At 46.0% G+C, this 21,378-nt stretch carries 20 protein-coding genes; 4 read left to right on the top strand and 16 right to left on the bottom strand.

The genetic code is table 11. The features are described from left to right. The first annotated feature begins 293 nt into the window (after nucleotides 1–293). Complete coding sequence (locus tag AC1DSE_RS12705; RefSeq protein WP_477527744.1) at nucleotides 294–1,382, top strand: glycosyltransferase; 1,089 nt, start codon at nucleotides 294–296, stop codon at nucleotides 1,380–1,382. 86 nt (nucleotides 1,383–1,468) lie between these two features. Further along, entirely contained in the window at nucleotides 1,469–2,416 is a 948-nt protein-coding gene (locus tag AC1DSE_RS12700; protein WP_477510388.1) for a TRM11 family SAM-dependent methyltransferase, read from the top strand. A gap of 13 nt (nucleotides 2,417–2,429) precedes the next feature. On the opposite strand, the gene AC1DSE_RS12695 is transcribed toward AC1DSE_RS12700, so the two are convergent. The 16 genes from AC1DSE_RS12695 to AC1DSE_RS12620 form a co-directional block, all read right to left on the bottom strand. Then, nucleotides 2,430–3,203, bottom strand: coding sequence for an alpha/beta hydrolase (locus tag AC1DSE_RS12695; protein WP_477510421.1), 774 nt, complete (start codon nucleotides 3,201–3,203; stop codon nucleotides 2,430–2,432). Nucleotides 3,204–3,382: 179 nt separating this feature from the next. Further along, on the bottom strand, nucleotides 3,383–3,847 hold the full coding sequence (locus AC1DSE_RS12690; protein ID WP_477510387.1) for a divergent PAP2 family protein: 465 nt from the start codon (nucleotides 3,845–3,847) through the stop codon (nucleotides 3,383–3,385). A gap of 54 nt (nucleotides 3,848–3,901) precedes the next feature. Further along, nucleotides 3,902–4,753 (bottom strand): MBL fold metallo-hydrolase, encoded by an 852-nt coding sequence (locus tag AC1DSE_RS12685; RefSeq protein ID WP_477510420.1) that lies wholly within the window; start codon nucleotides 4,751–4,753, stop codon nucleotides 3,902–3,904. Then, on the bottom strand, nucleotides 4,753–5,514 hold the full coding sequence (locus AC1DSE_RS12680) for an ABC transporter permease (RefSeq protein ID WP_477510386.1): 762 nt from the start codon (nucleotides 5,512–5,514) through the stop codon (nucleotides 4,753–4,755). The genes AC1DSE_RS12685 and AC1DSE_RS12680 overlap by 1 nt, the downstream gene beginning before the upstream one ends. After that, a complete protein-coding gene (locus AC1DSE_RS12675) occupies nucleotides 5,502–6,254 on the bottom strand; it encodes an ABC transporter ATP-binding protein (RefSeq protein WP_477510385.1) in 753 nt (250 codons plus the stop codon). Before AC1DSE_RS12675 ends, AC1DSE_RS12680 begins: the two co-directional genes overlap by 13 nt. Nucleotides 6,255–6,422: 168 nt before the next feature. Beyond that, nucleotides 6,423–7,403 carry a siderophore ABC transporter substrate-binding protein gene (locus AC1DSE_RS12670; protein ID WP_477510384.1) on the bottom strand — a complete coding sequence of 327 codons (981 nt, stop codon included), beginning with the start codon at nucleotides 7,401–7,403 and terminating at the stop codon, nucleotides 6,423–6,425. A gap of 70 nt (nucleotides 7,404–7,473) precedes the next feature. After that, the gene (locus AC1DSE_RS12665; protein ID WP_076267195.1) at nucleotides 7,474–8,232 is read right to left on the bottom strand and encodes an iron ABC transporter ATP-binding protein; all 759 of its coding nucleotides are present in this window, start codon (nucleotides 8,230–8,232) and stop codon (nucleotides 7,474–7,476) included. Further along, complete coding sequence (locus tag AC1DSE_RS12660; RefSeq protein ID WP_477510383.1) at nucleotides 8,229–9,170, bottom strand: iron chelate uptake ABC transporter family permease subunit; 942 nt, start codon at nucleotides 9,168–9,170, stop codon at nucleotides 8,229–8,231. Before AC1DSE_RS12660 ends, AC1DSE_RS12665 begins: the two co-directional genes overlap by 4 nt. Further along, on the bottom strand, nucleotides 9,160–10,113 hold the full coding sequence (locus tag AC1DSE_RS12655) for an ABC transporter permease (RefSeq protein WP_076267197.1): 954 nt from the start codon (nucleotides 10,111–10,113) through the stop codon (nucleotides 9,160–9,162). The genes AC1DSE_RS12660 and AC1DSE_RS12655 overlap by 11 nt, the downstream gene beginning before the upstream one ends. Nucleotides 10,114–10,554: 441 nt before the next feature. Continuing rightward, nucleotides 10,555–12,264 (bottom strand): ABC transporter ATP-binding protein, encoded by a 1,710-nt coding sequence (locus AC1DSE_RS12650; protein WP_477527743.1) that lies wholly within the window; start codon nucleotides 12,262–12,264, stop codon nucleotides 10,555–10,557. Beyond that, nucleotides 12,251–14,113 (bottom strand): ABC transporter ATP-binding protein, encoded by a 1,863-nt coding sequence (locus AC1DSE_RS12645; protein WP_477527742.1) that lies wholly within the window; start codon nucleotides 14,111–14,113, stop codon nucleotides 12,251–12,253. The genes AC1DSE_RS12650 and AC1DSE_RS12645 overlap by 14 nt, the downstream gene beginning before the upstream one ends. Nucleotides 14,114–14,337: 224 nt before the next feature. After that, nucleotides 14,338–15,351: a zinc-binding alcohol dehydrogenase family protein gene (locus tag AC1DSE_RS12640; protein WP_477510380.1), complete on the bottom strand. Its 1,014-nt coding sequence runs from the start codon at nucleotides 15,349–15,351 to the stop codon at nucleotides 14,338–14,340. 14 nt (nucleotides 15,352–15,365) lie between these two features. Beyond that, a complete protein-coding gene (locus AC1DSE_RS12635; protein ID WP_477510379.1) occupies nucleotides 15,366–16,310 on the bottom strand; it encodes an aldo/keto reductase in 945 nt (314 codons plus the stop codon). A 65-nt stretch (nucleotides 16,311–16,375) separates the two neighbouring features. Continuing rightward, nucleotides 16,376–17,878 (bottom strand): UxaA family hydrolase, encoded by a 1,503-nt coding sequence (locus AC1DSE_RS12630; RefSeq protein WP_477510378.1) that lies wholly within the window; start codon nucleotides 17,876–17,878, stop codon nucleotides 16,376–16,378. Beyond that, the gene (locus tag AC1DSE_RS12625) at nucleotides 17,871–19,367 is read right to left on the bottom strand and encodes a tagaturonate reductase (protein ID WP_477527741.1); all 1,497 of its coding nucleotides are present in this window, start codon (nucleotides 19,365–19,367) and stop codon (nucleotides 17,871–17,873) included. Before AC1DSE_RS12625 ends, AC1DSE_RS12630 begins: the two co-directional genes overlap by 8 nt. Next, nucleotides 19,364–20,194, bottom strand: coding sequence for an amidohydrolase family protein (locus tag AC1DSE_RS12620; RefSeq protein ID WP_441882743.1), 831 nt, complete (start codon nucleotides 20,192–20,194; stop codon nucleotides 19,364–19,366). The genes AC1DSE_RS12625 and AC1DSE_RS12620 overlap by 4 nt, the downstream gene beginning before the upstream one ends. Nucleotides 20,195–20,371: 177 nt before the next feature. On the opposite strand from AC1DSE_RS12620, the gene AC1DSE_RS12615 reads away from it, so the two are divergent. Together AC1DSE_RS12615 and AC1DSE_RS12610 are read left to right on the top strand one after the other, a co-directional pair. Continuing rightward, complete coding sequence (locus AC1DSE_RS12615; protein ID WP_477510376.1) at nucleotides 20,372–20,851, top strand: GNAT family N-acetyltransferase; 480 nt, start codon at nucleotides 20,372–20,374, stop codon at nucleotides 20,849–20,851. Nucleotides 20,852–20,861: 10 nt separating this feature from the next. Beyond that, the coding region (locus AC1DSE_RS12610) for an AraC family ligand binding domain-containing protein (RefSeq protein WP_477527740.1) at nucleotides 20,862–21,378 on the top strand (517 nt) is incomplete at its 3' end.

The raw sequence follows: 21,378 nt of genomic DNA, 5'->3' as shown, positions 1-21,378 counted from the left end.
CATTTATGGTGCTGTCATGCTTTAGAAACAGCGCCTCCTTCAGCTGCATGCTCTGAAAATACCAAAGGTTTCCTAGCCAGCTTCCCGCAATGAGAAACACGACGATATACCATCTCATTTTAATTTTCAGTCCTGTCACCCCTCTCCTCATCTGTACATATTACCACTTATTTGTGCTAGAGATAATAATTGGTTTTAAAATAAGTGATTGTTCTTTATAACGAATGTGATATGATTATTTTGAACATCGCTTTATGAAATTTAAACGATCGAACACGTCAGAGGTGTAGCCTATGAATTACGCGATAAGTGCGATTGTACCTATATTTAATGCCGAAAATTGGCTGCGTCCCTGTTTGAAAAGCATTCTTAATCAGCCTTTTCGAAATATTGAGGTGCTGCTCGTCAATGACGGTTCCACTGATCTCAGTGGCGCAATATGCGAAGAATTCGCTATAACAGACTATAGAGTTAAAGTGATTCACAAGCCAAACGGCGGTGYGAGCAGCGCCAAAAATGCCGGTTTACAAGCGGCAAGCGGCAAATACGTCGCCTTTCTTGATGCTGACGATGAAATCGATCCGCTTTTTTTCGTAAAGCTATACGCCATGGCAGAAGAGCATGCTTGCGAAGTGTTGATTGGAGGTTACGCGACAATTCCAACCAAACAGAACGTATCGCCCTGCTTTCGGCTGCATACCGTTATGAACGGCAAAGATTTAATACTAAGCGCTACAGCTGTTCATTCGAATAATGACCTGTGTTTTACATGGCGCAGTCTATTTCTTCGCGCATCGCTTGAAAAAAACGGGATTCTGTACAACGAGGGATTAACGGTTGGAGAAGATACCATTTTCCATTTGGAAGCCTTGCTAACCTCTGATCGTGTCTGCGCGATTCCAGACCCTTTGTATTTTCACAACACGGTTAACAATCTGAACAGTCTGATACGTTCTCCCTATAAGCATTATCTTGAAGAAAGCCTTGTTCTGCAGTACCAGCTGCGAAAGAGCTTATCCGAGAAATTCGGTTTATTAGCGCATGCCCATTATAGAAAGGATATGGCGTCCTACCACATCCAAACGATCCTTTCGATGCTGATCAACAATTTCAAACACAATCCTGTCGCCCCTGCAAAAAAAGATTTGGCAAGAATCGTAAACCTTAAAATGATGACAGACAGTACGAAGGAGCTTGGCTGGCTTCACAATTACAGCAACATCAAGTCATTTCTTTATTATTTAACGCTTAAATTCAAGCTTACGGCATGGCTATATCACTTTGAATTCCGCTTGCCGCGCCAATCGCCATTGCTGTTTCTCAAGCTTTTTGGAAGGAAAAAAACCATTCATAACCGACTGATTCGCTACACCAAGCGTTAATCGCACATCGCCATTCCTTTGTCCGCCCCTCCTTTTCATGTATACTAGAGGCTTCAATTCAATTATACAAAGGATGCGACAATAACTTGGAAATTAGAAAAAATCTATTCGTATATACCTATGGCTATCGCATTGAAGAGGCTGATTTATGCCGCTTGGAGATGCGTTCTTTATTTGGAAAACAATCAGAAACTGATCTTTTGTTTAGCGAAATAGACGTACATCCCGACCGAAGTCCTTTTATGAGAGAGCGTCTTGAAGTTTTATATCAAGGCGAACGGCTTGAGGATATTTTGGAGCAGGTGAAGCAAATTCAATTAGGAGAGGCTACATTTAAGGTGATTTTCCTAAAAATGAATGACCTGACGGCGGAAAACAAAATCGATTTTGAAGGACAACGCGCAATTGAACGTGAACTTGGCGTTTATATCGAAGGCGAGGCTGATGTACGCAAACCTGATTGCGTTTTTGGCATTTTAACTTGGGGTGGTCGCTGGTACTTTGGCAATTATATAAAAAGCAAAGCTGTCTGGCTTGCACACATGCAAAAACCTCGCAGCTATTCCATTGCACTCAGCACGCGAATTGCGCGCGCCATAGCCAATATCGCTATCCCGAATCCAGTCGGGATTAAAGCGATCGACCCTTGCTGCGGCATTGGGACGGTACTGGTAGAGGCGCTGTCTATGGGCATGAACATCGTCGGCCGAGATATCAACCATTTTATCATTCGCGGGACACGTGAAAACCTGGCTCATTTCGAATATGAAACGGATGCCATTTGCGGTGATATTGCTGATATCTCTGACCATTATGATGTAGCCATTGTAGATATGCCTTACAATCATTTCTCTAATACGACACCCGAGGCACAATTCTCCTTGCTGCAGCATACTCGCCGAATCGCAAACAAAGCTGTCATTGTGACTGCTGATCCAATGGACGAGCTTATTGCAAACGCAGGCCTTACCATCTTAGATCGCTGCACCACTCGAAAAGGCAGCTTCGTCAGACAAATAATCGTCTGTGAATAGTAGATTACAGCTATTATTTGTACCCATTAAATGCTAGCCACGATGCGCAAGCAGCCGTCCATTCTTTTGTATGCTCCTCATCCTCGGCTAAGCCAAGCCCATGACGTCCTTTCGTATACACGTGAAGATCAAAAGGGACCTGGTGCTTGCTCAGCGCGGATGCGAACAAAAGGCTGTTCTCGACAGGAACGGCGCCATCATCTGCTGTATGCCATAAAAAAGTTGGCGGTGTATCCGAGGTTACCTGCGTTTCATTGCTGAGCTGTTCGATTTGATCCAGCTTCGCTTCTTTGCCAAGCAAATTTTCTCTTGAGCCCTCATGGGTGAAAGGATCTTTGAGTGTGATGACAGGATAACATAAGACGAGTAAATCCGGACGGCAGGACTGCCGTTCAACAACATCCTCTGCATTTTCATTCCCTTGGTCATAGCTTGTCCCCGCGTTTGAAACTAAATGCCCGCCTGCTGAAAATCCAAGAATGCCTACTTTATTCGGATTAATTCGATACATTTCTGCTTTGAAACGGACGGTACGTATCGCCCGTTGAACATCCAGCAGTGCGCAAGGATATTGATAAGGCGCCACCCGATATCGCAAAACGAACGCAGAAATGCCTAAACTATTCAGCCATTGTGCAATCGGTTTTCCCTCATGGTGCGCTCTCCCGCCATAACCACCGCCTGGACATACGATAATTGCTGGTCTATTCTCGCCATCTACAAGATAAGGCGTTATAGCTGGACAATCCTCATCTGCATTTCCCAGTGCATACGGTGCTCCGTGCATCCACAATAATTGCTCTGCCACCTTATTTCCCCCTTATGCTGCATAAGAATTGAAATCTTTTACCATTATATAACTAACAGTTCGGCCAGTCATCTGCAAAAGTATGTATTCAAATAAAAGCAGGCTTAAGCCAAAAAAGCGCCTAAGCCTGTCTATTCATTTTACAATTGCTACTTGCCTTATTTCTTGTTAATCTTCAAAGCTCCAACGAAACCGATAAGTGCTCCAAGCAGTGAGCCGGCAAAAACTTCAATAGGCTGATGACCGAGACTTTCCTTAAGCCGTTCACGCCTGCGCTGATGATACAATCCTGGATGCTCGCCAGCCAGCTTCTCCACATCCTCGTCCAAATCATTTACCTGCACAGCAATTTCACCTGTATGCCTGCGAATATTCATCGCATCGTACATCACAATAATGCCAAGCATCGCAGATATAGCAAATTCCGGCGTCTTTACGCCATATTTGGTCGCCGTGTATGCAGCTAGCGCGGAAACGCCACTTGAATGTGAACTCGGCATTCCACCTGAACCAATAATTTTCCGCACATCCCATTTGCCGCTTCTCGCAAAATGTACAGGCAGCTTAAGCAATTGGGCTGTCCCAACAGCCGTCAACGCTGTCACAAGTCCTCTGTTTGACATATCCGCCAACCTCCAGTCCTTATTCCCATCTCATTTTGCCCTGCTGAGCGTAAATTATTTCATATAAATAAATCGCTCACCGGGGGCGAACATATGGAACTTCTGGGCTGGATAATGACGCTGGATATAATCGACGAAATAAGCCGGGTTCTCATCATTGTGTAGAAATAAGCCATAATGCATTGGAATCAATAAATCAGCATGAATTTGTACCGCAATCTCAACAGCCTCACGATAATTGCAATTGCCAACGATCCCCTGTTCATTGCGAACAAAATCTCTTCCATTGATCGGCAATAATGCAATATCGATTTGTCTGCTTTGCAGCCAAGTGACAAGCTCTGGGAAACCAACGGTATCGCCAGAGTGATAAAGATGAATGCCATTAAAATTCGCAACATAACCTAGAAACTTATGTTCACCTGCTTCATCCTGTTCGAACTGTTCATGCTTGGCAGCGAATGCATCGAGCCTTATGCCGTCTGCAAGCTCAATCGATTGTCCATGAGAGATCCCAATCAGCTGCTCATCACGGAAACCCCATTCCTTCAATAGCGGAAGATGAGCTCTCGGCACGATAAATCGTGTTTTTGATGATTGCTGAATAACTTGCAGCGTCTGCTTGTCCATATGATCCTCATGGTGGTGGGAGCATACGACATAATCGACATCGAGGCAATCCGAAGGCGACAGCGGCGATTCGAAGGCTCGTGACCACGGCGGTCCTGCCATCTCATACACCCAGTTCGTCAAATACGGATCAAATAAAATCGTTTTTTTGTTCCATTTGACGAGAAAGCCCTCTTGTCCAAGCGCCCATAACGCCAAAGCTTGATCTGGAAGTTCAGTTCCAGCTATTTGCTTTACTAAATTTTTCCCACTGTTATATACGTTCACGACGGTCATCACCCTTTTTGCTCCATATTTTGAATCCGAAGGTCTTTCGTAAACCATAGCTTATAGCTTAATAAACTTAAAATAATGCTTGTAACCGCAGCTGAGCTTGCGAACGCAAACACAATTAATATTTGGTACCGAACCGCTTCGATCGGATTCGCACCAGCGATAATCATCCCTGTCATCATACCAGGAAGCTGAACTAGACCTACTGTCTTCATTCCGTCTATCGTCGGAATCATGCTCGATTTAACCGATCGCTTCATTACGTCTTGAATCGCTTGCCTTGCTGTCGCTCCAAGTGAGAGCAGCGTCTCCATCTCGCCTTTCGAGGATTCGACCTCTCTTCTCATTTGATTGAGCAGTAAACCCGAAACGACCATCGCATTGCCGATCGTCATGCCGCTAATCGGAATAATGTATTGCGGTGTCGCTTCTATAATTCGAAAGCCGAGCAGCAGTCCCATCATAAGCAGCTCTGTCGATGTGATCGCAATCGCGATTTTCCAAATGATGCCCTTCAGTCCAGCTCCCCTTTTACCAGCATGATAAGACGCTACACTAATCATAATTACAAGGATCATTGTAATAAACAGTGGATTGCTCGTATTAAAAATAAATTGCAGCACATAGCCGACAAGCAGCAGCTGTACCGCAGAACGAATGGTGCCAATCGCGATGTCTCGCTCAAGCCCAAGCTTCTGCCATACGGAGATAAGCATCGTAATCATCACAAACAACAAGGTAAAGCTAAGTGCTACGATTGACATGGCTGCTCCTTTTGTATCGGCGCTTTTATATAATTTTGTGCGAGCTCAGATGTTGGATGTTCAAAAAAAGCAGCCGTGTCGCTGTTCTCCAGCAGCGTTCCTTCCCCCATGAACCATATCGAGCTGCTCATCTGCTGAGCCTGCTCCAAATCATGTGTAACCCAAAGCATCGTTGCCCCTTCTTGATGATGCCACTCTCGCAGCACTTCCTCCACCATTTCCTTGCTGCCTCGGTCAAGCGACGCGGTAATCTCATCAAGAAGAAGCACGGTAGGATGAAGAAGCAAGGAACGGAGCAGCGATATTCGCTGTTTCTCTCCTCCTGACAGTTGTTCAGCGCTTTTGCCCAAATCAAGATGATCCAGCCCTAGCCTTGGCAGCATATGGCGTACGAGCTTCTCATCATACGGCATGCGATGCAGCATACTCACGGTTCTCAAATTTTGCTCAATGCTCCCATTCAGCATAACGGACTGCTGAGCTACGTAACATACCTTCATTCTCCAAACCCTTGGATCTAATTCTCGCTGTGAAACATTATGTAAACGGATATCACCCTCATCGGCGTTATCCAGACCTGCAAGCAAACGAAGCAGCGTGCTTTTGCCTTGTCCAGATACACCTAATATAGAAATAATAGCCGGATCAGCAATCGTTGCAGTAACATTTGCGAACAGCTGAACATTACCATCACCACTGCGGTTTTTCCTAATACTCTGAAGTTCCAAAACACTAGCCACAAACGTTCCTCCCTTCGGCTTCCCTTACATTATAGCTGTAATGCTTGGCTCAAAAAAGTAAATTTAATAAGCCACAGACTCGCTCGTATGCAAAAAAAGGCTGATGACTACTGCCGCAGTTGCGGAAGCAGGCCACCAGCCTTCATAGTCCATCTATGCTTGCTGCTATTATTTTATCGCTTCGTCAATTTCTTTAACCATTTCCGCTACAGAGATAAGTCCGCCGCCGGAAAGGTACCAGAAATCTGGATTAAGATATACGATATTTCCTTCTTTGTACGCTTTAGTGTTTTTCACCAAAGCATTCTCAACGGAGGAATGTGCATCCCCTGATCCCTCTGTCACTGCATTGCGGTCAACTACGAATAAGTAATCAGCATCCTTCTCTGCTACATATTCGAACGTTACAGGGTCGCCGTGCGTTGAAACTTTAATGTTCTCATCTACAGCCGGTATGCCAAACACATCATGAATGATACCGAAACGCGATGCTTTACCATATGCGCTGATTGCACCTTCGTTTGCCAAAATAATAAGACCATTTTTTCCAGAAGCTGTTGCTTTTTCATTCAAAGCTTTAATGGAATCATTAATTGCTGCCAGCTCTGTATCYGCTTCAGCTTCTTTAGAGAAGATTTGAGCCAGTGTTTTCACGTTAGTCGTAAAGGATTCCATGAAGTTTTTGTTGTCCACACCCATAAAAATCGTAGGAGCGATCTTCGTAAGCTCTTCGTAAGCATCCTGTTGACGACCTGAAATAATGATCAAGTCAGGTGCAGTTTCATTGATTTTCTCAAAGTCCGGCTCTTTCAAGCTGCCTGCGTTTACGTATTTTGCATCTTTGAATTTTTCAAGGTATGCAGGAACGCTAGCTTGCGGAAGTGAAGCAACCTCTACACCTAGCTTGTCTAGTGTATCAAGAGTACCATAGTCAAATACGACAACTTTGCTAGGATTAACGGGGACAACCGTTTCGCCAAGCTGATGTTTAACTGTAATTTCTGTAGGTGCATCTGTTGCAGGTGTTTCAGATGCTGGTGTGTTCGTAGCGCTGTTAGCGCCTTTATTTCCGTTGTTATTCGCGCCGCATGCTGCAAGCACCAAGCTTAGAATGACTAAAATAGCCAATACAGGTATAAATTTTTTCAAAACATTCACCCCTAAATCAATTTTTTATATTGAAAAACTTGAAAACCGGAAGTAAGTAAATCTTGCATGACTACTTAAAATAGACGCCGATACGATTCCCGTTTATGAGCTCAATCGGTATGTCCATGTCATAGATGTCATGAAGCACGGCATTGTCGATGATCGTCTCGGTTGAACCTTCCTTGACGACCTTTCCATCCTTCAACGCCACGATATAATCGGAGTAGCAAGAAGCGAAATTGATATCGTGAATAACGAGCACGACCGTTTTGCCAAGCTCTTCAACGAGCCGCCGCAGTACCTTCATAATTTGGACGGAGTGCTTCATATCCAAGTTGTTGAGCGGTTCATCCAGCAATATGTATTCGGTGTTCTGAGCGATAACCATCGCAATAAATGCACGCTGGTTTTGTCCACCGCTCAGTTCATCAAGGTACTTGGCTTGCAGATCAACAAGATCCATATAAGCAATGGCTTCATCTACTTGCTGCCAATCTTCCTTTGTTAGCTTGCCTTGTGAATAAGGGAACCTGCCGAAGCTGACGAGCTCTCGTACCGTTAAACGAAGATTAATATGATTCGACTGTTTTAAGATCGATATTTTTTTGGCAAGATCAGCACTTTTCCAGCTACTTACTTCCTTCCCCTCAATTAACACTTGACCGCTGTCCTTCGCTAACAATCGGCTAATCATAGAGAGAAGCGTACTCTTGCCTGCACCGTTCGGACCGATAAACGAAGTGACCTTTCCCTTCGAAATCCGAATCGATACATCCTCGATCACCGGCTTGCCGCCATATGATTTGGAAACATTTTTAACCTCTATCATGCTTTTTTCTCCCTTAGCAGCAAATATAAAAAGTACGCTCCGCCGATGAAGTTAATAATGACGCTAATCGTCGTTTCAAACGTGAACACATGCTCTACGAGCAGTTGACCGCCAACGAGTGAAATGATGCTGATGAGTATCGCCCCTGGAATGAGATAGCTATGCCGATAGGTCTTCATGAACTGATAGGCTACGTTGACAACGAGCAGTCCAAGGAAGGTAATCGGGCCAACTAAAGCCGTGGACACAGCGATCAGAATGGCGACGATGACTAGCACTCTTTTGACAACATAATCATAAGGAATGCCAAGATTGACTGCATGCTCCTTGCCCAGCGATAACACGTCAAAATATTTACTTAGCCGCATGCCATACATAGCTACAAGAGCGACGATGATGATTGAAATGATAAGCAGATCCGTGTTGACGTTATTGAAGCTCGCGAACATTTTCCCCTGCACAATTAGAAATTCATTCGGATCAATAAGAACCTGCATGAACGTCGACATGCTACCGAACAATGTGCCCATCACTAGCCCTATTAATAGAAGGAAATAAAGATTTCTGCCTTCCCTTTTGAATAGAAACTTATAGAGCAGCAGGGCGAATGCTATCATTGCCGCTATCGTAATAAAAAAATTAAGATGCTTGTTTGTGCTTGGCAGACTCATCGATCCAAAGGTAAAAACGACGAAGGTTTGAATCAGCATATAAAGGGAATCCAGCCCGATAATGCTCGGCGTCAAAATACGGTTGTTCGTAATGGTCTGAAAAATCATAGTGGAGTAAGCAATAGCGCCCCCGGTTACGACAATCGCCAGTACCTTCTTCAATCTTCTTGGCAGTGCATAATCCCAATGGGTTCCAAGATCGATGAACAAAAATACGGCAATTAATGCGACGCCAAGCACCGCAAGCAAACTTAGTTTAAGCTTCATATGCCTTTCTCCTCATCAACAAGTAAAGAAAAATAATGCTTCCGACAACGCCGATCGTGAGTCCGATTGGAATTTCATACGGAAAAATAATTAGGCGGCCAAGCACATCGCACACCAGTACGAATATGGCTCCAAGCACCGCCGTGTGCGACAGGTTTTTCTTCAAATTGTCGCCCATATAAAGCGTCACGATATTCGGAATAATAAGGCCAAGGAAAGGCAGCGTACCGACGGTCAAAATGACGATAACCGATACAAGAGCTACAATTACAAGCCCGATGTTAACAACAAGCTTATGATTCATTCCCAAATTGGTTGAAAACTCTTCGCCAAGACCTGCAATGGTAAACTTGTTCGCGTAGAGATAAGCTACTACGAGCAGCGGCAGGCTCACATACAGCAGCTCGTAACGTCCGCTCATTACAAGCGAGAAGCTGCCTTGCAGCCAAGATGAGATGTTTTGAATAAGATCATTTTTATAGGCAAAAAATGTAGTAACAGAGCTGATGATGTTACCGAACATCAATCCTACCAGTGGAATGAAAATCGTATCTTTAAATTTCAGACGATCGAGAATTTTCATGAACAGATAGGTTCCTGCGAGTGCAAAAGCAAACGCGATCAACATTTTCTCAAGCGTACTCGCCGATGGGAACACCATTAAGGCAACGAGGATACCGAGTCTAGCGGAATCATCCGTTCCGCCGGTCGTAGGCGATACGAATTTGTTGCGGCTTAGCTGCTGCATTATTAAGCCAGTAACGCTCATGCCGACGCCGGCAATAATAATACTGATAAGCCTAGGAAAACGGCTGATCGTGAGAACCTGAAGCTGCTCATCCGTCAGACTGAAAAGGTCTAGCGGCGAGATGTCTTTTACTCCGATAAATAAAGAAGTAATCGATAATACAATAAGCACGACAAAAAGATACCATAGCTTCATACTCAATCCTCGAATCATCACGAATATTATCAGAGATAATCATTCTCATTAATTATCAAAAAAATACATTGCCTCCGCTTATCATCATTCAATGATAACCATTATCAGCAACATTCACTATGTTACACGATTTTCAGATGATCGGAATGGACTTTCCTGTTTTCAAGGATGGACATTTCTATACAGCTGGGAGGTGTGACGGGTTGGTGAACATAGATATGCTCCGTTCGGGGAAGCTAATTAGCGGTTTGTAGCTCTATTTTCACCAAATCCACCAATCCAGCGCAGATAGAGCTAAAAACTAGTCTTATCCATGCTGCTCGGCTCGAATAAGCACCCCTAAAGCGTGTCCTCATAAAAATAGAGCTGGAATCTAAATCTAGATTCCAGCTCTACCTCCATACAAACAGCCTAACTTACTTGCTGCTTCATATATTGCATCTAATGCTGCGCCATGAGCAGCTGTTGATACACCTTGCCTGTGGCGAGCAGCTCTTCATGGGTGCCGGTCTCAGCTAACGATCCTTGATCCATAACGAAGATCACGTCTGCATTCTCGATAGTGGACAACCTATGCGCGATCATGATTGTCGTCAGCCCCTTCCGTCTTGCATCTAGGCCAGCCAGCAGCTGACGCTCTGTCTCCAGATCGAGCGCTGAGGTCGCTTCGTCCAGCACCAAAACTTCCGGATCACTGACAATTGCCCGTGCAATTGCAATACGTTGACGCTGTCCGCCGGATAGCTTGATGCCCCTCTCTCCAATATTCGTATCATAACTATCAGGCAGCCCCAGAATAAAATCATGAATCTGAGCGATACGGCAAGCTTCCTCCACATCCGCTTCGGTTACCTCGTCTCTGCCTAACATCAGGTTTTCACGAATGGTATCAGAGAACATATACGGGTCTTGGAATACAACAGACACCTTACTCGCCCACTGCTCGCGGTTGAAGATTTGGGCGTCCATATCGTTCAGCTTAAAAGTCCCCTTCGGCGCATCAAAGAAACGAACCAATAGCTGAGCAATGGTTGATTTGCCTCCCCCGCTCGTCCCTACAAAAGCAATTTTGCTTCCGATCGGCAGATCAGCCGAAAATCTGCGAATGACCTCCGGCAGCTCTGGCGAATAGCGAAAGCTCGAATCTTTAAAGGACAACTGCTCAATCGGTMCCGCTATACTCTTTTGACCCTTATCTTGCTGCTCCATCTCCAAAATACGCTGAACCCTGTCCACGTTAGCAAGCTGCGACGACATGCCCATAATAAATTGAAATAGATTATAGAAGGAATCCGACATTTGCGTAGAAAATTGAAACAAGATAACGAACGTTCCGATCGACATTTGTTCATGAATAAGCTGCATACCGCAGTAGCCAAGCACAAGAATGCCAATGCCCCATTTCATCGGATCGCTGTAGCGAATTTGCCGATTCACGAGTTTTCCTTCAGCCATTACCTGCTCAAAGTATTCCGCAAACATATTATCGTAAAGCTTCATTTCCCACTTCAATCGGTGATAAGCAACCACTTCTCGTGTAGAGGCTACTCCCTCTTCAATTTGTATGAGCAGCGCCGTACGTTTCTCCGCCACTTTTTTGGCTTGCTCCTTCAGCTTGGGGGTGAAGTAAAAGCCAATAAGAATGTAAATGGTACAAAGCCCCACAATCATAAGCAGCAAAATAGGGCTGGAAATGCCAATGATCGTCATCAATATGCAAAGGTTTAACGTCTCCTGTATACCGCGCGGAATCTGCCAACCCATCACGCTAGCTGAAACGAACAGATCCTGCGTGAACGAATATACGTATTTGCCGGTTCGCTCATTTTGGAACCGTTCGACTGGAACACCTTCAAGCCGCTTCAGCATTCGGGAGAGCAAAGAGCGGCTGACTGCAAATTCATTGCGAACGAGACTTCGGCTCGTCATCGTAAACATTAGCGAGTAGATGAGACCTGCAAGCGCGAATATGGAGATGACAATCGGCATCAGCTCATACTTGCCTTCCGTAAACACGTCATCAATTAATATTTTTTGAACATATACAATCGTATAATTGGATACGGACTCCAGTGCGAGATAGAGCAGCACAATGAGATAAGTGCCTTTCAGCATAACGGAGTTCGACCAAAAGATTTTAAGATACTTCATGTGCCACCCTCTCTTCCGCTGCTTCGGATTGCCCGATTTCCAGTTCATAAAGCAGCCCTTTGCGTGCAATCAGCTCTTCATAGCTTCCTGCCTCCGCGACGCGGCCCTCGTGAATGACAACGATTTTGTCAAAATGCTTCACCGTGGACAGCCTGTGTGCAATCGCAATCGTCGTACGGTTAACCAGTACTTCATCAAGCGCACGCTGCACTTCATATTCACTTACATTATCTAGAGACGAGGTCGCCTCATCGAGCAAAATAATAGCTGGCTGCTTCACAAACATCCGCGCAATCGATACTCGCTGCTTCTGTCCGCCTGACAGCTTCATCCCTCGCTCGCCAACGAGCGTATCGTAGCCTTCGGGCAGCTGCATAATGAATTCATGCGCATAAGCAGCTTTGGCGGCTGCAACCACTTCTTCATCGCTTGCTTCTGGTTTGCCGAATCGAATATTCTCTTTGACAGAAGACCCGAACAGATAGGTTTCTTGGAATACATAACCGATCGACTCTCTCAAACGCTCTAACGTCATTTGCTGAATTGGTACACCATCCAGCTTAATCATGCCGGCAGTCGGATCGTAAAAACGCCCAATCATTTTAAACATCGTAGTCTTGCCGTTGCCGCTTGCCCCTACAAAGGCGACCTTCTCTCCTGGCTTGATGGTGAGCGAGAAGCCGTTRATAACAGGAGGCTGCTCCGGATACTGAAAGTAAACATCCTCGAACGTAAGTCCGCCGCGTACCTCATCAAGAGCGATCGGATCGGCCGGATCATCAATCWCAATTTCTTTGTGCATGAATCTATATAGCGGAATCGTTTGGTGGATGATGAGCTTCTGTTCCGTAAGCTGAGTGACGAGCAGCGTGAGGCGGAACATCGTCGTCATGTATAAGAGGGTGAAGGCGATAAAACCGCCTAACGTAATCCAATTATTTTGGAGAGAGTAGTAGCCCGTAATAAATAGTGCAATGGCGCCCAAATAAAATGTAAACCGCCGAAAGCTGCCTCGCCCGAAGCTATACGTAGCAGCGAGCAAGTAAACATGCGACCACTCTTTATGTTTCCCGAGCGTCCGTCCATGGTACCAGGGCTGCGAGCCAAACGCTCGAAATTCGCGCAAGCCGGATATGCTTTCGTAAACCGATTGATTATAGGCAATTCGTGATTGACCGGATTCTCTCCCGTAAAGGGAAGCTTTCCGTTCAAAATAAGGTCCAAACAAATAATAAAGCCCGAATGTTGGCAGCATGATGAGGCATAACCAGCCGCTAATGCTGAGCAGCAAACAAATAGCTACCGCTATAAAAAGCAAGTTTTCGATGACGCTCGGAAGGACATTGCGGTATATTTTCTGAACCGAAGCTACCTCGGAGTTGAACATCGACAACGTCTCGCCCGCAGGGTGCCGCTCGTAATGAGCAAAGCCGAGCTTGCGCAAATGCTTGAAAATCGATGTTTGCATATCGCGGGATGCTAATTCACCAATTGTCCGCTGAAGTAAATTACGATAATTTTTGGCGATAAGCATGAGCAAATTGATAGCTACAAGTGCTCCCAAAATCATCATAAAAAGCGAGGTATCCTTGTTGACTACAACATGATCGATAACATATTGGATCATCTTTGGCGTTAATGTTTCCCCGAGCACCGCCATCGTACCGCAGGCCGCAAGTGCTGCAATTTGCTTCTTATAAGGCGTCAAAAACTTTAGCGCCCAAATGTAGGAGCTTTTTGATTCATTCAGCTCAGCCTTCTGTTTTCCTTTGTCCGCCTGCTTGCGAGCCTGTTCGCTCATCTGCTGCGATGGCCTATCGGCTTCGGCAGCTTTTTCTGTTTTTAGCATCGTTGTTCCCTCCTCGTTTCTGTTTGTTAAACCCCTTTAAAGAACCTATTTTTTGGCAGTTGGCTACCTATCATAATTCTGGGTACACATTTTGTCAACGCAAAAAATGATTATAATTATTCATTACCAAGCAGCATCACCTCTGCACATAAACACGTAAAAAGCCCGGCTCAAGGCACCAGCGCCTGTTGACCGGACTTTCTATAATAGTTGCGATATCTTGGCTATAATTCCACAATCGCTTTAATAACCTTTGATTCTGGCTTCAGCCAGCTATCGAAGTGGTTGATCATTTCAGCAAACGGCACACGATGCGTAATGAAACTAGCCACATCAATGCTGCCGCTTCGCACAGCTTCTTGAACTGCTGAGAAGTCCTCTATGGTCGCATTTCGGCTTCCCATTAACGTCATCTCCCGCTTGTGAAACTCAGGATCGTTGAAGGAAAGCTCTGCTTTGACGAGGCCAACGTAGACAAGCTTGCCTCCGTGTGCGACAAAACTAAATGCATCGCTCATCGATCTTGCGCTGCCGGTAGCATCGAATACAACAGTTGGAAAATCACCATTTGTTAATTCTGAAATTTTCGCCGCAGCGTCTTCCCTAGCATTAACCGTCTCATCCACCTTCGCCCATTGCTTGCAAAAGGCTAAACGTTCCTCCTGAATATCCATAGCGATCACCCGCGCACCGCGATGCTTGGCAAAAGCCATAACACCAAGACCAATTGGCCCTGAACCAATAACGAGCACCGTTTCGCCAGCTCGAAGCTCCGCGCGGCGAACGGCATGCGCGCCAATGCTCAGCGGCTCCAGCACGGCTGATTGATCAAGCGTCAGGTCGTTCGTCACAAGCAAATGTGTGGTCGGTATGACAACTAGCTCGCGCATACCGCCGTCAACATGAACTCCGAGCACCTTCATATCGGTGCAGCAATTTGTTTTGCCATGCCGGCATGCGATGCAATGACCGCAGTGCAAATAGGGGATAATGCTAACCTGATCGCCCGTTTTGATCTTGTCTTGCTGATCATCCACCTGCTCAACGATGCCAGCCAGCTCATGACCCAGCACGCGTGGATAAGAGAAGAAAGGTTGATTTCCTTTATATGCATGCAGGTCGGTTCCGCAAATTCCTATTCTCCGAATACGAACGACTGCTGTCCCCGGCTGCAGGACAGGCTCCTCTTGCTCAACCAGCCTTAGCTGATCGATTTGTTCACATACGATTGCTCTCATCCTGCAGCTCTCCCTTATACGTCGATTCTCGTATTATATTCTTCTCTTCCACTTTTCCAGCTAATGTTATGAATCGGCTCCAATATAGCAAGAACCTCTCGCAGCAGCTGTTCATTAATCGGCTCGTCCGTCCATTCTATGTTTTTACGGATATTAGCCGGATTAGCTGTACTCACCAGTGTTGTTGGGATTCGTTCATTCGCTGTAGCGAATTGTACAGCCAGCTTGGCGATATCCTCACCCTTAGCAGCACAATACTCGGCGGCTTTCGCGCATAAAGCACGTATCTGTTCACCAGCAGGATGCCAGCTCGCAACTGCGCGATTGCCAAGCAAGCCCATCGAAAGCGGCGATGCACTAACAAGCCCAACCTGCTTTTGCTCCAGAAGCGGCAATAGCTCCAGCAAAGAGGCATCATTTAAAGAATAATGGCAATAAGAAAGTACAGCATCGAGCTCGGTATACGCCAGCGATTTCTCAAATACAGCAAGCGGAAGCCCAGATACACCCGAGTATCGGATTTTCCCCTGTTGTTTCAGCTTATCGAGTGCTAAAAACGCACCCTCTACAACTTGCTCGAAGGGAACAAATTCAATATCATGCAAAAACAATATATCGATATAATCCGTCTGCAGCCTAGCTAGGCTTTCATCCACACTGCGGATGATACGCTGTTCCGAGAAATCGAACTCATCCTCGCCATACCTACCAGCCTTCGTCGTCAGAATAAACCGCTCTCTCGCAATCTCAGTTATCGCCTTGCCAAGCACCGTCTCCGCTTTCGTTAAGCCATAATATGGCGAAACGTCGATCAGATTAATGCCCATATCCACCGCAGTATGCACGGTACGAATGCTTTCTGCTTCGTCCGTCTCTCGAAATACAGAACCTAGCGAGGATGCGCCAAAGCTGAGAGCTGACACCTCGAGTCCCGTCTTGCCAAGTTTACGATATTTCATTTATATCCACTCCGATTTTTGAGGATCAATCTGTTATTGCCATCGATCACCGTTCGCCACCGCTTTTACAAAATAACGCCGTCTTTAAAAATCGCGATTTCTTTAAACCCGTTTCGCTCATTATGTGTTTGCAGCTCGCCTGAAGCCAAGCTGATTAATTGCTCCCACAGCTCATCGGTCAGCGTCTCCATGCTTTTGCTCTCAAGCAGCTCACCTGCGTTAAAGTCGATCCAGTTTTTCTTGCGGGCAGCAAGCTCACTATTCGTCGCAATCTTCACGGTTGGAACCGGCCCGCCAAACGGCGTTCCCCGACCAGTCGTGAACAGCACGATATGCGCTCCTCCGGCTGATAACGCCGTAACCGATACAAGATCATTGCCAGGCGCTTCTAATAAATTGAGACCGCTGCTCGTAACGCGCTCCCCATAAGGCACAACATCCCTTACAATAGCGTGTCCGCCCTTTTGAGTGCAGCCGAGTGATTTTTCCTCTAACGTACTGATGCCCCCTGCCTTATTGCCGGGCGATGGATTCTCATAAATTTCTTGATCATGCTTTATAAAATATTGCTTGAAATCGTTTATTAGATGAACAATTTTGTGAAAAACCTGCTCATTTGCTGCGCGACTCATCAATATCGTCTCCGCGCCAAACATCTCAGGCACCTCGGTCAATATAGCTGTACCGCCCGCTTCGATCAAACGATCCGATACCGCGCCTACGAGCGGATTCGCCGTTATGCCGGACAAGCCATCCGAGCCGCCGCATTTCAGGCCAAGCTTCAGCTTTGATACCGAAACTGGCTCGCGCTTGAATCGTTCTGCATAACTTACGAGCTCTTCTACCAGCCCCAGCGCGTTCTCGATCTCATCCTCCGCCTCTTGCGACTTGAGAAACTTTACTCGTTCTGCGCTATGTTCGCCAATTGCCTGCTTGAACGCATCAATCTGATTGTTCTCACAGCCTAAGCCGATAACGAGTACGCCAGCTGCGTTCGGATGGTTTACGAGTGAGGCAAGCAGCTTCTGTGTGTGCACAAGATCATCGCCAAGCTGCGAGCAGCCGAACGGATGTGCAAAATGGTACACCCCATCCACACGACCTTCATAAAGCGCATGTGCTTTTCTTGCTACAATCTCACAGGTTTTATTAATGCAGCCGACCGTGTTAATAATCCAAATTTCATTCCGTATACCGACATCGCCATTCTCGCGAATAAAGCCTTGAAAGGTACGATCAGCATCACGCGATACTGCTTTCACTTCTGCTGGCGACGTAGTCTGCTCATACGAATAATCGAGAAATCCTTTTAAGCCCGTGCCCATGTTATGGGTATGAATCCAGCTGCCAGGCTCAATATCTTCCTTCGCAACTCCAATCGAGTAACCAAACTTGAGCACATGCTCCCCTTTCCGAGCAGCTCGCGTCAGCACCTTATGACCCTTCGGCACCTCATCCTGCAGCTCAAGAACTAACCCCGATTCAAGCGTCAGCTTATCCCCTTTTGCAAATGACTGCAGCGCAATAACGACATGATCATCCTCATGCAATCGAATCCAGCTATTCATTCGCTACTCGCTCCATTTCCTCTATGCTCGCGCTTATCGCAGCTGCCAGTTCTGGCCATAGTGACGCCAAATCACATCCCCACACGTTTTCCAAGTGCAGCAGTCTAGATACGGTCTGTTCCAGCGGCCATTTCTGCTCTTTCGCTTCCGCCCAGATAGACGCAATGATGGCAAGCAAGCTGGCATCATCCCGCACCACGTACGACAATCCGCTTAACGTTTTCCCTTCGTAACCCGTCTCACCAAGCATTACTTTGTAATACCGAAGCAAACCAGCAAAACCTTGTATAAGCCCCGTTGGCAGCATATTACCATCTTCGGCATAATGAAGCAGGGATGGAAGCAGACGCACTTTAAATTTACTTAAGCTGTTCATCGCAATATCCGCAAGCCGATGACGAATGAACGGATTAAGAAAACGTTCATAAACATCCTGTGCATAGGCGTGCAGCTCCTCTTCAGAAATGGCAAGTGAAGGGATGATTTCCGTCTCTACCGTTGCTCTCACCAGAGGACCTAGCACTGTATCCTCCATCGCTTCCCGCACCTGCTCTATATCATGCAGCAAGCCAAGCGGCGTCATTAACGTGTGTGCACCATTCAAAATTCGCACCTTTCTTAGCTGGAAAGGCTTCAAATCCTCGACATAATGTACGTTCAGTCCAGCCTTGCGCAGCGGAAGCAGCTCATCCAGCTCCGGTCCTGTCTCAATCGCCCATAAATGATACGGCTCTGCTGTGCTCAGCATGGAATCAGAGTAGCCCCATTCACCAAACCAAGCTTCAGCCTGTGCTGCATCTGGATAACCCGTAACAATGCGATCGACTAATGAGTTCAGAAAACGGTTATGCTGAGTAACCCAATGTTTGAATTCTTCGGAATATCCCCAATCATCGCTATAGCGCAAAATACAGCTGCGAAGCTCATCGCCATTACGTTCCAGCAGCTCGCAAGGCAAGCATACTAAGCCGCGCTTCGGATCGCCTTTAAAATAATTAAACCTGCGGTACAGCAGCTGTGTCAGCTTGCCGGGAAACGACTGAATCGGTTGTCCCTCGATCAGCTCCTCCGGTCGATAAACAAGTCCCGCTTCCGTCGTGTTGGATACGACAACCTGCAAGTCTGGGCTTTCGGCTAATGTGAGATATTCATCCCAGCTGGAATACGGATCAAATACTTTGCTAAACACAGAAACTATCTCTGTACGCTCCACGCTGGCACCATTCTCCAAAYCGCGAACAACAAGCGTATATAGACCGTCCTGTTCTGCCAGCGCATCAATCTTTGGTTTGCCTCCGGGACGCGGCTGCGTCACCGCAATGCTTCCCTCGTATAAGCCTTGATTCTTGCAAGCTTGAATCATCCAGTCAAAAAAGCCGCGCAAAAAATTGCCTTCGCCAATTTGCAGTACCGTAATCTTAGCTTGCTTCATTACCCTATATTGCTGTGTCTGTTCTTCATTTAATTGCTGCTCGTTTAAAGTATTCATATTCGATAAAACTCCTTTGCGTTTCGTCCAAACAACCGCTCTCGCTCTAATTCCGTCCATGTCTGCGGCAGCGCCTGTTCCAGCACGGACACAACCTCGTCGTAGCTTGCCGCAAGCAAGCTGACCGGCCAATCGCTGCCAAACATGACCCGCTTGTAACCAAATGCTTCGAGCGCATGCTCGATATAGGGCAAGAAATCAGCTGGTTGCCAGTTATCATGATCCGCCTCTGTGACCATTCCCGAGAGCTTGCAAAATAGATTAGGATGAGCGGCAATTTGGCTAATCTGGCTTTTCCAAGGCTCAAGCTCCCCAGCTTTTATTCTAGGCTTCGCGATATGGTCAATGACCGCATGAAGGCCTGGCACTTTATCCAGCAGTTCAACTAGAGGAGTAAGCTGATGCGACACAACTAACAAATCTATCGGTATTCCTTTGTCTGCAAAATATGTGAACGCTTCCAAATAGCTTGGTGCCAAAATCGCATTCGCATCGGGCATCTCCTGAATCATGACACGGAAGCCTACACATTTCGGATGCTGCGCAAAACGCTCGTAATGATTGCGATAATCCGGATCGGCAAGATCCAGCCATGCGACAACGCCTAATATCGTATCGGATGACTCGCTTAATGTCAGCAAATAATCCGTTTCCGCAAGCGTTGCTGCCGCCTGCACAACAATCGTACCGTCCAGCTTATGTTTATTTAGATGAGGCTCCAAATGCTGAGGCAAAAAATCGCGGTAAAGCACCGGAATGTCTGGTGTGATCCAGCCGTAATCCCCTCGTTCAATCTTCCAATAATGTTGATGCGAATCTATTCTCATCTCATCAGCCTCTTTTCTAACAAAGTAGCTTCCTCTTCATTATAAAAAACAATATTGATAGCTGAAATAATCAATTCATGCATATTTGTACTCTTTTTTGATATTTGTTACAATCAGACTGATGCTAGGAGGACTAGCGCTTTTTGAAACTTAAAATAGAATGGAAAAGGTGATCGGATGATCCGTCCGTTTAAATTAGAAGATGTAGATTACATCATTAACTCCCACTACAATCTTTACAATAAGGAGTTCCACTACGATCTCTCTTTCCGAGCGTTTATTGCTGATCGTGTACATGGTTTTATCGAGAGGTCAGATCCTAATGAGAACATTTGGATTTTGGAAAGTGAAGGAAAGCAACGTGGTTCGATTAGTATTCATAAAGTAAATGAGGATACCGCTCAGCTCGGTTTGTTTCTCATTGAGCCTGACGTAAGAGGAGCTGGTTATGGGCAGCAGCTGGTACAAACGGCGATTGATTTCTGTAAGGGGTTAGCTTTCAAAACCATCATCCTCTGGACCAACAGTGAGCTCGTAACAGCAAGACGAATCTATGCTAAAAAAGGATTTGTTTTAAAGGAAAGTCATACTGAAATGTTGTCTAATAAACAACTTATCGAAGAGAAGTGGGCGTTATCAATTCATACAGGAGAGTGAGGAGAAAGCTATGAATCCCTATCGTAAAAGGTTCGATGCCCACACACCGTTTCCGTTTGAATGCGTATATCGTGACACCAAGAGCGCGCAAAACGAATTGCCTGATCATATACACGATTGGTATGAACTCGTTTATATTTATAGCGGCAAAGGTACGTTCTTTATCGATCAGACGTTTTATGATGCTGTTCCCGGCGACATCTTCCTCATTCCCGGAAACACGATCCATCGCTCCTTTCCAGATGCGAATGACCCGAAAACATCAACTGCGCTTTTCTTTAATGCTTCACTCGTGCACAGCCCGCCACTTGGCGATCCTTTCTCCTATTTGCGCTGCTTCGAGCAAGCTAAGCGCCATAAGGCGTACAAGCTGTCGAAGGCATCTGCTGAAGAGAGACAACAAATAGTCGATTTAATCGATCGGATACATTTGGAGGACATGGACAAGCTGCCAGGCAATCGTCTAGCTATCCTTCTTCATCTCCAGCAAATATTGCTGTTCCTCGGGCGCATCCTCGCTCCCTCTG

Source organism: Paenibacillus sp. 01L418 (assembly GCF_056400045.1).
This window is presented reverse-complemented; position numbering and strand designations above follow the sequence as displayed.

Bases quoted from the DNA above. Each gene is read 5' to 3' on its own strand.
- AC1DSE_RS12695 (WP_477510421.1), bottom strand. From the start codon at position 3,203: ATGCACGGAGCACCGTATGCACTGGGAAATGCAGATGAGGATTGTCCA.
- AC1DSE_RS12690 (WP_477510387.1), bottom strand. From the start codon at position 3,847: ATGTCAAACAGAGGACTTGTGACAGCGTTGACGGCTGTTGGGACAGCC.
- AC1DSE_RS12685 (WP_477510420.1), bottom strand. From the start codon at position 4,753: ATGACCGTCGTGAACGTATATAACAGTGGGAAAAATTTAGTAAAGCAA.
- AC1DSE_RS12680 (WP_477510386.1), bottom strand. From the start codon at position 5,514: ATGTCAATCGTAGCACTTAGCTTTACCTTGTTGTTTGTGATGATTACG.
- AC1DSE_RS12665 (WP_076267195.1), bottom strand. From the start codon at position 8,232: ATGATAGAGGTTAAAAATGTTTCCAAATCATATGGCGGCAAGCCGGTG.
- AC1DSE_RS12660 (WP_477510383.1), bottom strand. From the start codon at position 9,170: ATGAAGCTTAAACTAAGTTTGCTTGCGGTGCTTGGCGTCGCATTAATT.
- AC1DSE_RS12655 (WP_076267197.1), bottom strand. From the start codon at position 10,113: ATGAAGCTATGGTATCTTTTTGTCGTGCTTATTGTATTATCGATTACT.
- AC1DSE_RS12640 (WP_477510380.1), bottom strand. From the start codon at position 15,351: ATGAGAGCAATCGTATGTGAACAAATCGATCAGCTAAGGCTGGTTGAG.
- AC1DSE_RS12635 (WP_477510379.1), bottom strand. From the start codon at position 16,310: ATGAAATATCGTAAACTTGGCAAGACGGGACTCGAGGTGTCAGCTCTC.
- AC1DSE_RS12630 (WP_477510378.1), bottom strand. From the start codon at position 17,878: ATGAATAGCTGGATTCGATTGCATGAGGATGATCATGTCGTTATTGCG.
- AC1DSE_RS12620 (WP_441882743.1), bottom strand. From the start codon at position 20,194: ATGAGAATAGATTCGCATCAACATTATTGGAAGATTGAACGAGGGGAT.
- AC1DSE_RS12615 (WP_477510376.1), top strand. From the start codon at position 20,372: ATGATCCGTCCGTTTAAATTAGAAGATGTAGATTACATCATTAACTCC.